The sequence below is a fragment of the uncultured Algibacter sp. genome (assembly GCF_947495925.1).
Taxonomy (GTDB): Bacteria; Bacteroidota; Bacteroidia; order Flavobacteriales; family Flavobacteriaceae; genus Algibacter_E.
In genome coordinates, this window is record NZ_CANMAU010000004.1 from 62460 (window position 1) to 78735 (window position 16276).

15 protein-coding genes are annotated in these 16276 nt (G+C 32.8%); 7 read left to right on the forward strand and 8 right to left on the reverse strand.

What is annotated here, in order from left to right; translation table 11 throughout:
• The first annotated feature begins 27 nt into the window (after nucleotides 1–27).
• Nucleotides 28–1515 carry a PLP-dependent aminotransferase family protein gene (locus Q0857_RS09385; RefSeq protein WP_298534264.1) on the forward strand — a complete coding sequence of 496 codons (1488 nt, stop codon included), beginning with the start codon at nucleotides 28–30 and terminating at the stop codon, nucleotides 1513–1515.
• A gap of 70 nt (nucleotides 1516–1585) precedes the next feature.
• On the opposite strand, the gene Q0857_RS09390 is transcribed toward Q0857_RS09385, so the two are convergent.
• From Q0857_RS09390 to Q0857_RS09400, 3 genes are all read right to left on the reverse strand, one after another.
• Entirely contained in the window at nucleotides 1586–3901 is a 2316-nt protein-coding gene (locus Q0857_RS09390) for a TonB-dependent siderophore receptor (protein WP_298534267.1), read from the reverse strand.
• Nucleotides 3894–4793: a FecR family protein gene (locus tag Q0857_RS09395; protein ID WP_298534270.1), complete on the reverse strand. Its 900-nt coding sequence runs from the start codon at nucleotides 4791–4793 to the stop codon at nucleotides 3894–3896. The genes Q0857_RS09390 and Q0857_RS09395 overlap by 8 nt, the downstream gene beginning before the upstream one ends.
• 72 nt (nucleotides 4794–4865) lie before the next feature.
• The gene (locus tag Q0857_RS09400) at nucleotides 4866–5381 is read right to left on the reverse strand and encodes a sigma-70 family RNA polymerase sigma factor (protein WP_298534273.1); all 516 of its coding nucleotides are present in this window, start codon (nucleotides 5379–5381) and stop codon (nucleotides 4866–4868) included.
• A 115-nt stretch (nucleotides 5382–5496) separates the two neighbouring features.
• On the opposite strand from Q0857_RS09400, the gene Q0857_RS09405 reads away from it, so the two are divergent.
• From Q0857_RS09405 to Q0857_RS09420, 4 genes are all read left to right on the forward strand, one after another.
• Nucleotides 5497–7218, forward strand: coding sequence for a hypothetical protein (locus Q0857_RS09405; RefSeq protein WP_298534276.1), 1722 nt, complete (start codon nucleotides 5497–5499; stop codon nucleotides 7216–7218).
• Between the two features lie 182 nt (nucleotides 7219–7400).
• Nucleotides 7401–8729: a signal recognition particle protein gene (gene ffh / locus Q0857_RS09410; protein WP_298534278.1), complete on the forward strand. Its 1329-nt coding sequence runs from the start codon at nucleotides 7401–7403 to the stop codon at nucleotides 8727–8729.
• 39 nt (nucleotides 8730–8768) lie between these two features.
• Complete coding sequence (gene folD, locus Q0857_RS09415) at nucleotides 8769–9647, forward strand: bifunctional methylenetetrahydrofolate dehydrogenase/methenyltetrahydrofolate cyclohydrolase FolD (RefSeq protein WP_298534280.1); 879 nt, start codon at nucleotides 8769–8771, stop codon at nucleotides 9645–9647.
• A 28-nt stretch (nucleotides 9648–9675) separates the two neighbouring features.
• A complete protein-coding gene (locus Q0857_RS09420) occupies nucleotides 9676–10398 on the forward strand; it encodes a TIGR02206 family membrane protein (protein WP_298534283.1) in 723 nt (240 codons plus the stop codon).
• A gap of 56 nt (nucleotides 10399–10454) precedes the next feature.
• Here Q0857_RS09420 and rluF read toward each other — a convergent pair whose 3' ends face one another.
• The 4 genes from rluF to Q0857_RS09440 form a co-directional block, all read right to left on the reverse strand.
• Entirely contained in the window at nucleotides 10455–11216 is a 762-nt protein-coding gene (gene rluF / locus Q0857_RS09425; protein ID WP_298534285.1) for a 23S rRNA pseudouridine(2604) synthase RluF, read from the reverse strand.
• 18 nt (nucleotides 11217–11234) lie between these two features.
• Nucleotides 11235–12062, reverse strand: coding sequence for an alpha/beta hydrolase (locus tag Q0857_RS09430; protein WP_298534286.1), 828 nt, complete (start codon nucleotides 12060–12062; stop codon nucleotides 11235–11237).
• 87 nt (nucleotides 12063–12149) lie between these two features.
• A complete protein-coding gene (locus tag Q0857_RS09435; RefSeq protein WP_298534289.1) occupies nucleotides 12150–12707 on the reverse strand; it encodes a hypothetical protein in 558 nt (185 codons plus the stop codon).
• Between the two features lie 37 nt (nucleotides 12708–12744).
• Complete coding sequence (locus Q0857_RS09440) at nucleotides 12745–14289, reverse strand: helicase HerA-like domain-containing protein (RefSeq protein ID WP_298534292.1); 1545 nt, start codon at nucleotides 14287–14289, stop codon at nucleotides 12745–12747.
• Nucleotides 14290–14392: 103 nt separating this feature from the next.
• On the opposite strand from Q0857_RS09440, the gene Q0857_RS09445 reads away from it, so the two are divergent.
• Nucleotides 14393–15022, forward strand: a complete 630-nt coding sequence (locus tag Q0857_RS09445; RefSeq protein ID WP_298534294.1) for a 7-carboxy-7-deazaguanine synthase QueE — start codon at nucleotides 14393–14395, stop codon at nucleotides 15020–15022.
• Nucleotide 15023: 1 nt separating this feature from the next.
• The gene (locus Q0857_RS09450) at nucleotides 15024–15329 is read left to right on the forward strand and encodes a DUF202 domain-containing protein (RefSeq protein ID WP_298534297.1); all 306 of its coding nucleotides are present in this window, start codon (nucleotides 15024–15026) and stop codon (nucleotides 15327–15329) included.
• 124 nt (nucleotides 15330–15453) lie between these two features.
• Here the strand turns inward: Q0857_RS09450 and Q0857_RS09455 are convergent, their stop codons facing one another.
• Nucleotides 15454–15990, reverse strand: coding sequence for a DUF2911 domain-containing protein (locus tag Q0857_RS09455; protein ID WP_298534298.1), 537 nt, complete (start codon nucleotides 15988–15990; stop codon nucleotides 15454–15456).
• Between the last annotated feature and the right edge of the window lie 286 nt (nucleotides 15991–16276).

Genomic DNA, 16276 nt, shown 5'->3' on the forward strand with positions numbered 1-16276 from the left:
AGAAAACATTTTTAAAATAGTCCAGTTGTGATTCCGTATAAAACCATTTTTTCTGTAAATAGAGCTAGCAAGCAGCCTATTTATATTCAATTAACCAATCAATTTATTAAGCTTATAAAACATGGAAAACTCTCTCCAGGGAACAAATTACCGGGAAGCAGAACTTTGTCAGAATTATTGACGTTACATAGAAAAACCATTGTAGCATGTTATGAGGAATTAATTTTACAAGGCTGGATCGTAAGTGTACCTCAAAAAGGAACTTTTGTGAATGCTGATTTACCTATTTTAAAGCAAAGAAGATTAGGTAATCCAAAAAAACAATGTGATAATAAAGTCTCTGGGTTTGAATTTAAAAGAAATCCTATTCTCGATAGAAGTTTTCCTCAAAAGTTTGATGAAGATAGTATGTATGTAAATGATGGTATTTCCGATAGTAGACTTACTCCCGTTAATGAAATTGCTTTGATTTATAGGGGTTTGGCTGTAAAGAAAAGTACAGTTAATGAATTATGGTATGGGACCACTTACGGGAATATTTTACTTAGGAAGAATTTGGTAAGCTATTTAAACGAAACCCGTGGGCTAAATATAGGTGTCGATAATATTATGATTACCAGAGGCAGTCAAATGGGTATGTTTTTGGCATCACAATTATTGTTTGCAGATAATGGTTACGTTATTATTGGTGAAACTAATTATAGTTCTTCAGACACGACCTTCGAATTTTCTGGAGCAAAGGTCTTACGAGTTAAAGTGGATAGCCAAGGTTTAGTAGCCAAGGAAGTAAAAATGCTTTGTGAAAAATATAAGGTGAAAGCTGTATATACAACGTCCCATCATCATCATCCAACAACCGTAACTTTATCAGCAGAACGTAGAATTGAGCTTTTAAATTTGGCAAAGATTTACCATTTCGCAATTCTTGAAGATGATTACGATTATGATTTTCATTATAACCATGCGCCTATTTTACCATTGGCAAGCCATGACCAAAATGGAAATGTTGTTTATGTGGGTTCTATTTGTAAAACGGTTGCTCCAGTTTACAGGGTTGGATATTTAATAGCTTCGAAAGATTTTGTTGATGAGTGCGCCAGATTAAGGCGGTTTATTGATCGACAGGGAGATGCTTTGTTGGAAATGACATTTGCTAAGTTTATTAAGCAAGGGAGTCTAGATAGGCATATTAAAAAAGTGCTAAAGATTTATAAATCTAGGCGTGATTTATTTTGCAGTTTATTGAAATCTGAGTTGAGTGAATATTTGTCTTTTGAAATCCCAAAGGGAGGCATGGCAATTTGGGTAATATTGAATAAAAAATATAATTGGAACCTAGTAACTACTGAAGCTTTAGAGGAAAAATTAATCATTCTTGAATGGAAACGTTATGATTGTGCCAATTTAAATCACAACGGAATTAGAATGGGCTTTGCCGCTTATACTGAAGATGAGATTTATGAGTTTATAAGGCGGTTTAAAAGCACTATGAGACGCATTGATGAGAATATTTAGGTCTAGTTTATTTCACTCCCTAAATAATGTTAAATTATAATTTATCATTGCTAAACGATAAGGATAAGGTTTAAAAAGAAACTCTAAAACTTATATTAGGAGTAATGCCCAAGGATTCATTATCCACTTTAGCAATATTGTTTTCATTACTAATCGTATAGTAGGAGTTGAGAATGTTTTTTTGGTTTAGTAAATTCCACACAGAAGCTCCTACGGTTGCTTGCGCTTTCCTTGAAAGGTCAAAATCATAAGTAGCAGAGCAATCTACACGAAAATAATCTGGTAATCGATCATTGTTAGGATTGGAGAATTCAATGGTGTTATCTGTAATTGCATCACTTACATTTATTTGTGTTGAAGGTTTTCCGGTATGGTAATTAAAACCTGCTGCTAGTTTAAAATGGTTGTATGTATAAGTGCCTGCCAAAGTAAGTATGTGTCTAATGTCAATATTGTTAGGGAACGGTTTCCCATTATTCAATTCATCAAAAGTATAATTATTAGAACTATAGGAATACGAAATCCAGCTATGAAAAACATCACTGAACTGTTTATTGAGTAGAATGTCTATACCCTTTATTTCATAACTCCCAATGCTATTTACAAACTGAAATTGATTTTGAAAACCTTGACTTCTAGTGGTTATACCATCAACCTTTTTGATATACCCTTCTGCACTTACAAGCAGGTTATTTTTGTTGTAATGAATACCTGTAGAAAGTTGTTTGCTTTTAATAACAGGAATGTCTTCATTGTTAGCAAGAACCCAACGTCGTTTTTCTATACCTAAAAAATCATTTTGTAAATCAATAACTTGGGAGGCTGTCTGGCTTTTAAATTCTCCTAAAACTTCAAATCTAAAGTTGTTTAAAAATCTTTGACTTAAAGATACTCTTGGTTCAACAATGAACGTATCGAATTTTGCGAAGTAGTTTAGTCTTCCTCCAAAATTTACTTTAGTTTTTGCACTACTTGATAAAAAATGACCTTCTGCATAAAGGGCATGACTTCTAATAACTTCTTTGATGTAGCTTCTAAAAGGCGGATTGTTAACATCAGTTAAATTACTTATGCCTACTTCTGCAAATTGATAGCCACTATTTATTTTTAATTGACTATTGTAATTGTAGCTTAAGTCAAGTTTTGCTGAGCCATCATAAACTTCATTTTCTTGAATAAGCCTTTGGTTGTTAATAATATCAAAGTTAGTTGCATCTAAATCATAATTAGAAATATATATTTGAAACGACGTATTAAGTTTGTTATTCCAATTTCTCAGGTAAGTAATACTTCCTGCTGTACTTCGCTGTGATAATTTACTGTTTAAAACTTCATTTTTATTATTTACGTTAGATCGTTCGTCATAATCTAAATTATTATCTACATTAAAAAAGTGAAATCGAATCTTATCTTTTTTGGAGATATCATATAGGAATTTAGCCGTAAGATCGTAGAAGTAGAAATTCTCGTTTTGAGAAATTGAGTTGTTGCTTTTTGCCTTTGTCAAATCTGAATCTTGAAAAATACGTTTCGAATACTGTTCAAAAGTTATGGTATTTATAAAGTCTGTAATAGAGCGACGTGCAGATATTTGTAATTCTGTTTTGTTAGATAATGGAATTTTGGCGTGCCCATCTACATTTATTAAATTAAAGCCCATTCCCGCTTTAAATTCATGATCAATCTCATTGGGTAAATGCATATCAATAATACTAGATACACCATCGCCGAATTTAGTAGGTGTTCCATTTTTAAAAATATTTACTTGCTCAGTTGTGTATGGGTTAAAAGCTGAAATCAATCCAAAGAAATGTCCAGATTGATACATTTTTATCCCATCCCAAAGTATAAGGTTTTGGTCGTGGGTTCCGCCTCGAATATTAATGTTTGAAACCGTTTCATCTGCGCTTAAAACACCCGGAATAGCTTGAATAGTTTGTAAAACATCAGGCTCTATTAGGCCTGGTAAAATGCCAAGAGTTTCCGGTTTTATTTTAATTGACCCGTCATTAAGCTTTGTGATTCCCGATGTTAAATAATTGGTTACGACAACTTCCTCAAGGTTTTGGATTTTAAAAGAAAATTTCTTTTGTTTGAGAACCCTTACTATTATGAAATTATCTTGTAATATTTCATAATTTAATCCTGTTTCTTTCTTAAGAAATGAGATAACTTCAGCTAGCGAAAAGTTTTCCTCAGGGCGTACACTTAATTTATCCTTAATAGTATTATCCGTGAATGAAAAGCGGACATTATATTTTTCTTCAAGATTATTTAAAACAACAATAAGAGGTTGCTTTTCTTTACGAATGCTTTGCGCTTTTAGAAACGAAACATTCAATAAAAAAAGAGATATTATAATATAGTAAATCTCTTTTCTACTCACGCTTTAAAATTATAGTACGGTTAGTTTTACTATAGGTTGCGTTTAATGGGAGAGAAATAGACTTTAACGCTAACTCAATATTGTCATGAGCAAAGCTGCCAGTAAATAATTGGGTGGAATCAATGCCAATTAAAGTAACTTCAACATTGTATTGCCTTTCAAATTCTGTTATTATGGTTTTATAAGGCAAGCTTTTAAAAGAACTAACGTTATTTAACCACGAAGGCATGATGCGGTTTTCTTTTTCTTTAGCAATTAGTTTCCCGTCAAGAATTAAAAAGCTGTCTCCAGCCTTTAGTTTTGATTCTTGAGAATTGTAGCTAACCCCAACGAGTCCTTCGTAGCAAATAACCTCAAAATAATTATTTCGTTGTTTTATATTAAATTGAGTACCATAAACCGTTACGATTCCAGATGCTGTTTTTACCTTAAATGATGATCCTTTTGCTACTTTAAAAAAAGCTTCTCCTTGAAGTTTAACTTCTCGGTCTTGTTTCCATTTGTTTTTATTAAAGGCTAAAAGAGATTTAGCATTTAGAGATACACTAGAATAATCAGGTAACTCAATAGTGGTTTTTTGAGCAAACTCCGTAGATATAGTAGTGTCTAGAGTTGTGGTGTAATAATATAAACCAAAACAAACAGCTAAAATGGCTGCAATGCGCATAAATGGTTTTAGCCACTGCCTTGATGATTGCTTTTTATTTTTTACCGTAGTAAGTACACCTTCTAATTCCTTAGAAGTATTGTATTCATCAGCTTTAAAAGCTTTCAGGCTATGATTCAACTTAATCAATTCATCATAATCATCAAGTTGCTTAAAAGCTTCAAGCTCTTGGTTACTTAGATCGTTATCTAACCATTTCGATATGAGTTCTTCTCTGTTCATCATTCATTTATATAACAGTTAACATCAATTTATTCCTACCCCTTCAGGTAATTTTTTTAAACGCTATTTTTTAAGTTACAACTCTTTTATGTCTTTTCGTAATTTTTTCAAAGCACCATAAATACGTTTTTCAACAGCTTTAGTAGATATGTCTAATAGTTCTGCAATTTCTTTAAAACGTTTTCCTTCAACTCGATTCATCATAAAAGCAACGCGTTGCGCTTCGGTTAAATTAGCTAATGCCTTTTGGAGTTTATCATTATATTCGGATTCCTGCATTAAAAACTCAGGATTCTCATTGGTAGACATTTTTGGTTTAGTTTGCTGGTGTTTTAAAACAACCTTTTGATGAGCAACTTCATTTAGCATTAAATTATTGGCTGTAGTGAATACAAAACTCTTGGCTTTATCTGGAGAAATCTTTGAGCAATTCTCCCAAAGCTTTATAAATGCTTCCTGGACTTTATCTTTAGGGTTTAGTAATTCACCAAACTTATAGTATAAAAAGTTGTGCAAATCTGTGGCGTGTTTATTAAATATGGAAGAATAAATATGTTCTTCGCAAATATTATCATGTAGTTGTTTACCCATTATTTATTGGTAGTTTACTTCACTAAAATAAAAAAAATGCAATAAGGGGGTAGGAATTTTTAAAGTTAACCTGTTTTATATTCAAAAAGCTATGTTTCATCCAAAATTCAGTATCATGAAAATTAAAAAGAATCTTTTATTGTTATTACCTTTTATTGCCCTTTTATTCTTCGCGTCTTGTCAAGATGAAGTGATTGAAGTCACCGAACCACAGGAAAGTGAAGCCCTTGTTGCCGAATCTGAACTTACAACAATTATTAGTGCAACAGCTAAGAATGATGGTTCTAAAGACAATATTATTGACGGAACCAGTTGTGTTTCTGTAAAATTACCGGCTGTAGTAATCATAAAAGGTATTGAGATTAGAATTGATACAGAGGCAGACTATACCAAAATACAAAGACTTTACGATGAATTTGAAGACGATATAGATCGTTTAGATATTATTTTTCCTATAACTATCGTTACGGCAGATCACGAAGAAATTGTAATTGAAGATGTAGAGCAATTATCAGAATTTAGTGCGGAATGTAGCGATGATGACGAAGAAGAGGAAATTCGTTGTGTTGAGTTTCAGTTCCCAATAGCATTTTCACTATTTGATACAGATTTTGAAGTGATTAAAACTGTTGAAATTGCAAATAAAAGAGAACTACATCTTTTTATGAAGCGTGTTAAAAACTCTGAGTTTTTAGCGAGCTTAAACTTTCCAGTAAACATGGTGTTAAAAGATGGAACTGTTTTAACCGCAGAGAATAACGAGCAATTAAAACGCATTATTGAAGAAGCAAAGGATAGCTGTGAAGAAGATAATGATTTTTCTAAAGAGCGCTTAGAAAACTATTTAAAAAGATGCCCTTGGATTGTTAACGAATTTACAAGAGATAATCAAGACAAGACAGAAGTATTTACGCAATACGCTATTAATTTTAAGGATGAAGGTTTAGTTACTATGCGTTCAAGAAATGGAGATATTTTAACTGGAAGTTGGGGCTTAAGATGCACAAGACGTGGTGTGCTTTTAAAAATGGAGTTCGCAAATTTAGCAGATTTTAATTTAGAATGGCTGCTGTACGATTTTGAAGATGGAAAAATTAAAATTCATGAAGTTGGCGGTAATCGCATAATAATGAAGCGAAACTGCGATGTTGTGATAGATATTACAAAAGAACGTATTAAAAATTATTTACAAGAATGTTTGTGGCGATTAGCAAGATTAAATGTTGATGGTGCTGACAATGAAAAAGAGTATATCGGAACGCCATTTAAGTTTTATGAAGATGATGTAGTTAAACTAAGAGTCAACGGTGAATTGGTTGAAGGAACCTATGAGATTGGTTTAAGTCCGGCAGGGGCTATTTTAAAAATTAATTTAGAAGATAGACCGAATCTAAGATTGGCTTGGTTAATTAATTTCCTTGAACCAGGACTAATTAAATTAGCAAATGAAAACAACCAAATGGTGTTAGTGAGAATGTGTCCAGATGATGATGTTAATTACATAACTGAGGTACTCACAGATGGAGAATGGGCGGTAGCCTCATATATCGATCAAGATATTGATGAAACTGATAATTATAGCGAGTATGTTATTGGTTTTAATGAAAATGGAATGTTGTTTACAGAAGGTGATGGAAATGATTATAGAGGTTCTTGGGTAGCCTACAGAAATGAAGGTTTGTTTTTAGGATTAAATTTTAGAACTCAAAATGAACCATTTAGTGAATTACGACACAGATGGAAAATTAAGGAAATTACTCCGAATAGAATAGAGCTAAAAGATTATAATTCTGATGGAGGTATTGAAAGAGTATTAGTCTTAGAGCCTTGGGAATAATGTGTTATTGGTTTATATAGGGAAAGCTTATGTTTTTGGTTGGTTAGGTTAATATTTAAGTTTCCTTTAAAAAAGCTGTCAATTTTAATTGGCAGCTTTTTTTATGGATACTTTTACATTATGATTTTTCAATAATAGCAAGCAAATCACTAAATTTGCATTTCTTAAAATTTGAAAAACCTATGTTTAATAATTTAAGCGATAAATTAGATAAAGCCTTACACGTTCTTAAAGGGCATGGAAGCATTACCGAGGTAAATGTAGCTGAAACTTTAAAGGAAGTAAGACGCGCTTTATTAGATGCCGATGTTAATTTTAAAATAGCCAAACAATTTACCCAAACTGTTAAAGAAAAGGCACTCGGGCAAAACGTATTAACTACACTCCAGCCGGGGCAGTTAATGGTTAAAATTGTTAAGGATGAGTTGACACAACTTATGGGTGGTGATGCTGAGGGTATTAACCTTTCTGGCACACCAAGTGTTATTTTAATGTCTGGTTTACAAGGTTCTGGAAAAACAACATTCTCAGGAAAGCTTGCTAATTACCTTAAAAATAAGAAAACTAAAAAGCCTTTATTGGTTGCCTGTGATGTTTATCGTCCTGCAGCAATAGACCAATTACATGTAGTTGGAGAACAAATAGGTGTTGAGGTTTTTAGTGATCGAGGAAATAATGATCCAGTTGCTATTTCAAAGGCTGCGTTGGCACATGCTAAAGCCAATGGGTTTAATGTGGTAATTATTGATACAGCAGGTCGTTTAGCTGTAGATGAGGCGATGATGACTGAAATTTCTAACATTCATAAAGCTATACAACCTCAAGAAACCTTGTTTGTAGTTGATTCTATGACAGGGCAAGATGCTGTGAATACTGCTAAAGCCTTTAATGATGTCTTAAATTTTGATGGGGTTATCTTAACCAAATTAGATGGAGATACACGTGGTGGAGCTGCAATTTCAATTAAATCTGTAGTAAATAAACCTATTAAGTTTATTGGTACAGGTGAAAAGATGGAAGCTATTGATGTGTTCTATCCGTCTCGAATGGCAGATCGTATTCTGGGGATGGGAGATGTGGTTTCATTAGTTGAAAGAGCACAAGAACAGTTTGATGAAGAGGAGGCCAGAAAACTTCAAAAGAAGATCGCGAAAAATCAGTTTGGTTTTGATGATTTCTTGAAACAAATTCAACAGATCAAGAAAATGGGGAATATGAAAGACCTTATGGGTATGATTCCTGGAGCTGGAAAAATGATGAAAGATATTGATATTGATGATGACGCTTTCAAAGGTATTGAAGCTATTATTCATTCTATGACTCCTAAAGAGCGCACTAATCCTTCTGTTTTAAATGCTAGTAGAAAAAAACGCGTAGCCAAAGGTTCTGGAACTACGGTTCAGGAAGTTAATCAACTTTTAAAACAGTTTAACCAAATGAGCAAAATGATGAAGATGATGCAAGGTGGTGGTGGCAAAAAGATGATGCAAATGATGCAAAACATGCGTTAATCCTTCAAAACACATTTTTAAATTAATAAAGTCCAGCTAATGACAATTTTAGACGGTAAAAAAGTAAGTAACGATATTAAAGAAGAAATTGCCGATCATGTTGCATCATTGGTGTCTAAAGGTGAAAAAGTACCTCATCTTGCGGCAATTTTAGTAGGTTCAGATGGAGCAAGTATGACCTATGTAAACGCAAAAGTGAAAGCTTGCGAACGTATTGGTTTTAAATCTACACTAATTGAATTACCAGAATATACCTCAGAAGAAGAGTTGTTAGAAAAAATTAATGGGTTAAACTTTAATGACGAGATTGATGGGTTTATTGTTCAATTACCTCTGCCAGAACAGATAGACGAACAAAAGGTTTTAATGGCTGTTGATCCTGATAAGGATGTTGATGGTTTTCACCCTGTAAATGTTGGCAGAATGGCTTTAGATTTACCAACTTTTTTACCAGCTACACCTTATGGTATTCTTGAATTATTGGAAAGGTATCAGGTAGAAACATCAGGAAAAAATGTGGTGATTATGGGTAGAAGTCACATTGTTGGCCGCCCCATGAGTATCTTAATGAGTCAGAAACGAAAAGCTGGTGACGCTACTGTTACCGTAGTTCATAGTCGTTCTAAAAATTTAGAAGCTATTACTAGAGAAGCCGATATTATTGTTGCGGCTATTGGAATTTCTGAATTCTTAACAGGAGACATGGTTAAAGAAGATGTTGTAATTATTGACGTTGGAATTACTCGTGTTCCTGATGCTACTAAAAAGAACGGTTACAGATTAGCTGGTGATGTCCATTTTGAAAGTGTAAGCCAGAAAGCAAGCTATATTACCCCGGTGCCTGGTGGTGTAGGTCCTATGACCATTGCAATGTTATTGAAAAACACTTTACTCGCCAGAGAAAGGCACAATCAGTAAGATTTATAATATTTAATTAAATTGCATTATGAGTTTGTTAATTCATAATGCAATTTTTTTGTTTAATAGGGTTGCTATTGGTAGCTTAGAGCATCTTGTTCCCATAGTTTTTTCTATTCTATTTGCAACATTTTTAATAAGTCAGGCTAAAAGGAAATGGGGGCAAAAAAAAAGGAGGTTTGTATGGCATGTATTGGCATGTTTAATAAGTACCGTTGTAGTAGTTTTTCATCTTAATAAAATACTATTCGGCAGCTATTTGATTTCTACCGATTTACCATTATATCTATGTAGTTTATTAGGTTTGTTTATTCCTGTGTTTACATATTACAGAGAATATTGGATGTATGAAATCTTATTGTTTTGGATTATTGGAGGGACTTTACAAGGTGTTTTAACTCCTGATATTCCTCAGGGTTTTCCAAGTTTTGATTACTTCAGGTATTGGACCGTGCATTTAGGCTTATTAACCATTATATTCTATGCCACTTTTGTGTTTGATTATAGACCTAAACTAAAGAGTGTATTTAAGTCTTTCTTCGCTTTACAAGTTTATATCTTAATTATGGTTTTTATAAATAATGTGCTGAATGCGAATTATTTTTATTTGAATGAAAAACCCAAATCAGCATCTTTATTAGATTATTTTGGTGAATGGCCGGTGTACATTTTGGTTGTTCAAATTATAATCATCCCTTATTTTTTATTAATTTATTTTCCGTTTTATTTATCCGGAAATAAAACTGAATAACACAATCTTTGAATGAAGATTTTAAATTTTTGGGTGATAAATTAAAGGATTCTAAATTACCTTTTTCTTTTGAAGCTATCTGCTTTGTATTCTTTTGTAGAATTACTAATAAGCTCGTTAAGTTCTGTAAACTCTTCTTTTGTTAATTCTCTGTACTTTCCAATAGGCATATTCAACTTAACATTCATGATTCTAATGCGTTGCAAAGTTTGCACTTCATAATTTAAATAACTGCACATTCTCCTAATTTGCCTATTTAAACCTTGTGTTAATATAATTTTGAATTTGTATGTGCTAACTTTTTCAACTTTACATTTTTTTGTTTTTTTGTTTAAATCTTCAATGTAAATGCCTCCCGCCATGCGCTCAACAAAGGTTTGAGAAATGGGTTTGTCTACAGTTACAACGTACTCTTTTTCATGGTTGTTACTTGCACGAAGAATCTTGTTTACAATATCGCCATCATCAGTTAAAAGAATTAAACCTTCACTAGGTTTATCTAATCTTCCTATAGGAAAAATGCGTTTATGATAATTTAAGTAATCAATAATGTTGTCTTTTTCTACCGAGGTATCTGTAGTACAAACAATACCGACAGGTTTATTAAAAGCAAGATATACAAATGTCTCTTTTGTGTTTTTAATTATATCTCCATCTACAGCTACAACATCAATTGGCGCAATTTTGGTTCCCATTTCTGGGATACTTCCATTAATGGTGACTCTGCCTGCATCAATAAGTCTATCGGCTTCGCGTCTGGAACAATATCCTACTTCGCTTAAAAATTTATTGATTCGTTTTAATTGCTGTTCTTCCATGTCGCAAAAATACGAAAGTTAGGCTTTAAGAAAGTCTAAAATATTTTGATATACTTTATCAGACTTAAGTCGATGTCCTAAACCAACGGTTTTTATTAATTCAGAGTTTTTATATACCCTATGAATATCGAGAGCTTCTTTATAAGAAATTATGTTATCTCTTCTGTCGTGTATAATGAGGCCTTTTGGTCTAATATCTTTATAGAAATTTTCAACACAATAGTACGATGGTAAATGATTGAAGTGTTTTAAATAATAATGATTTATTGCTTTATGAACCTTGGTATTATAATTCATTATTCGAACATAATTACTAACAGAGATATCAAGATTTGAGGGTGCACCAAGTAATACGAGTTTCTTTACTGATGAGAGTTTATAATTTGTTAAAGCAATAGCAGCTGCGGTTCCTCCAACGGAATGGCCTATAATAATACCAGGTTGGTATTTATTGACCACTTCGTTAATACACTTAGAATATAAAGGGGCGTTAAAAATTTTACTGCCAGAGGCTCCATGAGCAGGGGCGTCCATGGTTATTATGTTGTAATCATACTGTTTTAAAAGCTCTATAAGGTCTTCCCATCTAAAGGAATTGCTGTCCCAGCCATGAAGCAATAAAACGGACTCTTTATTTCCAGACCATTTATAAGTTTTAATTAAAAAGTCTTTGACTTTTATATCTTCTCGTTTGGCCGAACTTAAGTAATCTTTTGCCTCTTCATTCAATTGTGCATTCCTTGGAATAGAGAAAACTAGTACGGCTAGTTTAGCAGCGTAACTAGGTGCAATATAGCTTAAAAAGTTTAGTGAAAAACTTATTAGTTTAGGAAGATATTGTTCCATTAAATATTCTCTGTTTCCTTTTCGAGGTTGAAAATTTCTTTTTTTAATAACAATGTAGGAGCTCAGTCTTGATGAACCTTATTGTATTTAGTTACTCCAATTCACAAAAAAGTATTTCACCTTGGCTTCATCAGGAATATGGGTGGCTTCAAATTTTAAATCCATATCAAACCTTAAGTTTGCGGGAAGTTCTTTTTTATCAATAGTGAAGCTTGCGTTAATATCATCAACAGCAACCACAATGGAGTTAATTAAGTTGCTAATTCTTGATATTTTATATTGGGATTGAATATCCTTAAAAGTACTTATAGGAGAAACATTTTTATCCGTTTTAAAGCGTTCATCTAAAACTCGAATAGTACTTATTGTTGATGTTGAATCTAATGCGAATTTTGGCGTTAATGATAGCAGCTGTTTGCCTCCTTTTTCAAAAATGTCGATCGTATTCATATTTCCAATAAACTCATCTCCAGCAATGAATTTGACTACAGAATCATTGGGGTAAATGTTCTCAAGATCTTTAACTTGAGTGGAGTCGGTTAATAAGCCTATATGTTGCTTTGAAATTCTAAAAGGGTTTTGAGTTTTACTACAACTTGAAAATAAAAATGTTAAGGCAACAGTGCCTAAAAGTAAATGACGCATAAAAATGGATTTGTAGGTTGTAAATATTTGTAATTAGTTATTTTTTCATCACTTTAGTTAAAATACCAAAAACACTACGTATAAAGGTAGCACTTGTTAATACTTTAACTATGGGATTCATTCTAGTACTTGAACGACGTCTAGAAGAAGATGTTTTTCTTTTTGATTCAGCTTTTTTAATAGCTTCTTGCTCTTTTTTCGCTTTTTCTTTGGCCTCTTCTGCTTCCGCTTCTTTTATTTTTTTATTAAGTAATTCGTAAGCACTTTCTCTGTCAATATCTTCATTGTATTTCTTTACTAGTTTAGATTCAGAGAGTAAAGTTTTTAATTCACTATCGGTTAAAACATCCATGCGACTCATAGGTGCTCGCATCATGGTAGCTGCTAACGGTGTAGGTCTTCCTTTTTCATCCAGAGCAGACACTAAAGCCTCTCCAATGCCCAGTGAGGTTAATATATCTTCTGTATCATAATATGCAGAATCAGGATAGTTTTGAGCAGTAAGTTTAATGGCTTTTCTGTCTTTTGCTGTAAATGCTCTTAAGGCGTGTTGAATTTTTAACCCAAGCTGACCTAAAACGGCTTCAGGAACATCAGTAGGGCTTTGAGTTACAAAATATAATCCTACACCTTTACTTCGAATAAGTTTTACGATACTTTCAATTTGACTTAGCAATGCTTTAGAAGCTTCATCAAAAATTAAATGCGCTTCATCAATGAACATAATAAGTTCTGGTCTGTCACTATCACCTTGCTCAGGAAAAGTAGAATATATTTCTGCCAATAGACTCAGCATAAATGTTGAAAATAACTTAGGCCTATCTTGAATATCTGTTAATCTGATGATGTTAATATAGCCACGACCATTTTCATCAACCCTCAATAAATCTTGCGTGTCAAAAGAAGTTTCTCCAAAAAACAGATCAGCCCCTTGTTGTTCTAATTCAACAATTTTTCTAAGAATTGCGCCCGTTGATGATGTTGAAATCCGACCATAAGCTTCGGTAAATTCAGCTTTACCTTCTTGAGTAGCATATTGCAGTATCTTTTTAAAATCTTTTAAATCTAAAAGAGGTAGTTTGTTATCATCACAATATTGAAATATAACAGCAACTATTCCAGATTGTGTTTCAGTTAAATCTAAAATACGTGAAAGCAATACGGGGCCAAATTCACTAATTGTGGCTCTCAAGCGTACACCATTTTGCTCTGATAATGTTAAAATTTCAACAGGGAATGCTTTGGCTTCAAATGGAAGGCCAATTTTTTCATGACGTTCATCAATTTTAGCATGTCCTGGACTTGGTTGGGCTAGTCCACTTAAGTCCCCTTTAATATCCATGAGTAAAATAGGGATACCTTTGTTACTTAAATTTTCAGCTAGTACCTGTAAAGATTTTGTTTTACCAGTTCCTGTAGCTCCTGCTATTAAACCATGTCGATTCATTGTTTTTAATGGAACTTTAACGTGAGCTCCAGTTACAGTTTCCCCGTCTAGCATAGCTGCCCCCACTGGAATAAAATCTCCTTTTGTAGTATTACCTTCTAAAATGTAGTTGAAAAAAGTCTCCTTTTTAGTCATGCCAATGAAATTTTGATAAAAATAACTATTCTGGGTTAATTCAAATGAACAAGATATATAAATATTTGAACAATTAGCTTTCAAACGACTATCTTTGCCAACAATGAAAAAAGACGTGCAAGTATTAGTAGATAAGGGAGAAATGCTTCCGTTAATGGAAGAGTTTTATACGATTCAGGGAGAAGGCTATCATAAAGGTACAGCGGCATATTTTGTGCGTATTGGTGGTTGTGATGTTGGTTGCCATTGGTGCGATGTAAAGGAAAGTTGGAATGCTAACTTGCATCCTCCAACTGAAACATCAAAGATAATTGAGAACGCTAAAACATATAGTGACACTATTGTAGTTACGGGAGGAGAACCTTTAACTTGGGATATGACAAGGCTAACAGAAGGTTTAAAAGCAGAAAATATGCAAGTACATATTGAAACCTCAGGGGCTTATAGGCTAACAGGGATATGGGATTGGATTTGTTTATCACCAAAAAAAATGAAGTTGCCTACGCAAGAGGTTTATGAAAAGGCAGATGAGCTTAAAATGATTATTTATAATAAAGACGATTTTCGTTTTGCCGAGGAACAGGCAGCTAAAGTGAATGAGAGTTGTATTTTGTATTTGCAACCCGAATGGAGTAAACGTGACAAAGTTGTTCCTGAAATTGTAGATTATGTTATGAAAAACCCTAAATGGAAAGTATCGTTGCAAACACATAAATATTTGAATATACCATAACATGAAACTTTTAAAATTTGGACGTGATTTTAAACCCGATGAAAAAGTAATTCTAAGAGATTATTTAGCTATAGAACGTACACGTTTGGCTAATGAACGTACACTTTTGTCTTATATAAGGTCTTCTCTATATTTACTTTTAGGGAGTATTGGTTTTTTTCAGCTTAAAGACTTCCCAAATTTTAAGTATCTAGCATTAGCTTCTTTGGTGTTTTGTATCATCTTTTTTGTGATAGGAATATTTCGATTTCGACTGCTCAAAAAGAGTTTGAAAAAGTTGTATTATATGACTGAAGAAAGCAAATGATTTAAAATGGTCTTTGGAAGGTGATTTCGAACTTTTTTAATATACTACATCCTAGTAAAACGATGTAAAATGAAAAAGCCCTGAAAACTCAGAGCCTTTTTATTTTAATATTTTAAACAAGAACTTATTCTGTAAAAGGGACAGCAACTCTCGTTGTTCCCCATCCTAAATGCATATTGCCCTTGTCATCAAAAGCAATTGAAAAAGCTTCAAGTGAATCTGTTGCACTACTTACGGCGGCTTTTACCCGAACAACATCGTTAGATTCGTTATAAGAATATGCCCCCCAAACATTAATATCTTTATTTAATATTATAGTCCATTCGTTATCACCTGGTATTGTAAAAAGTGAATATTCACCAGCTTTAACAATATTATTTTCAATTTTCATATCCTTATAAAACGTAATGTTTGCCGCTTCGTTAGCGCCAGTTCGCCATACTTTGTTGTTTGGAGCTAATTTGCTTAGTTCTCGTCCTTTCAATTGCGGTCTGCTATAAACTACTTTTATTAATTTGTCAGATACCCGATTGCTTGAAGGGAATGCTACAGCATCCATAGGGCTTTTGTCAATTTTTGCGAATTTTTGGGCATTCATGTTAAGGGAGATTAACATTATAAATGTAAATGCTATACTCGAAATTATTGTTGTTTTTTTCATGTCAAATATTTTATATTAATTAGGCGAAAGATAAACCGTAATTGTCTTAAAGTTTTTATAAAAGTCTAAATAAGGTGTTAAAGTTTATAGTGTTCTTTTTTATAGCGTCAAATTACTAAAGTCATAAGACGACCAATGAAAGAATAAATAGGAAAATCACTGAGATATTCTCTTAATTCAAATGGAATATAGTCTATAAAAGTCTTACATCTTGAATTGAAATCTTTTAAACGTTTTTATGGTGTTTTTATTTGTAAATAGGATAGGTTTTAATAAACTTGTAAGT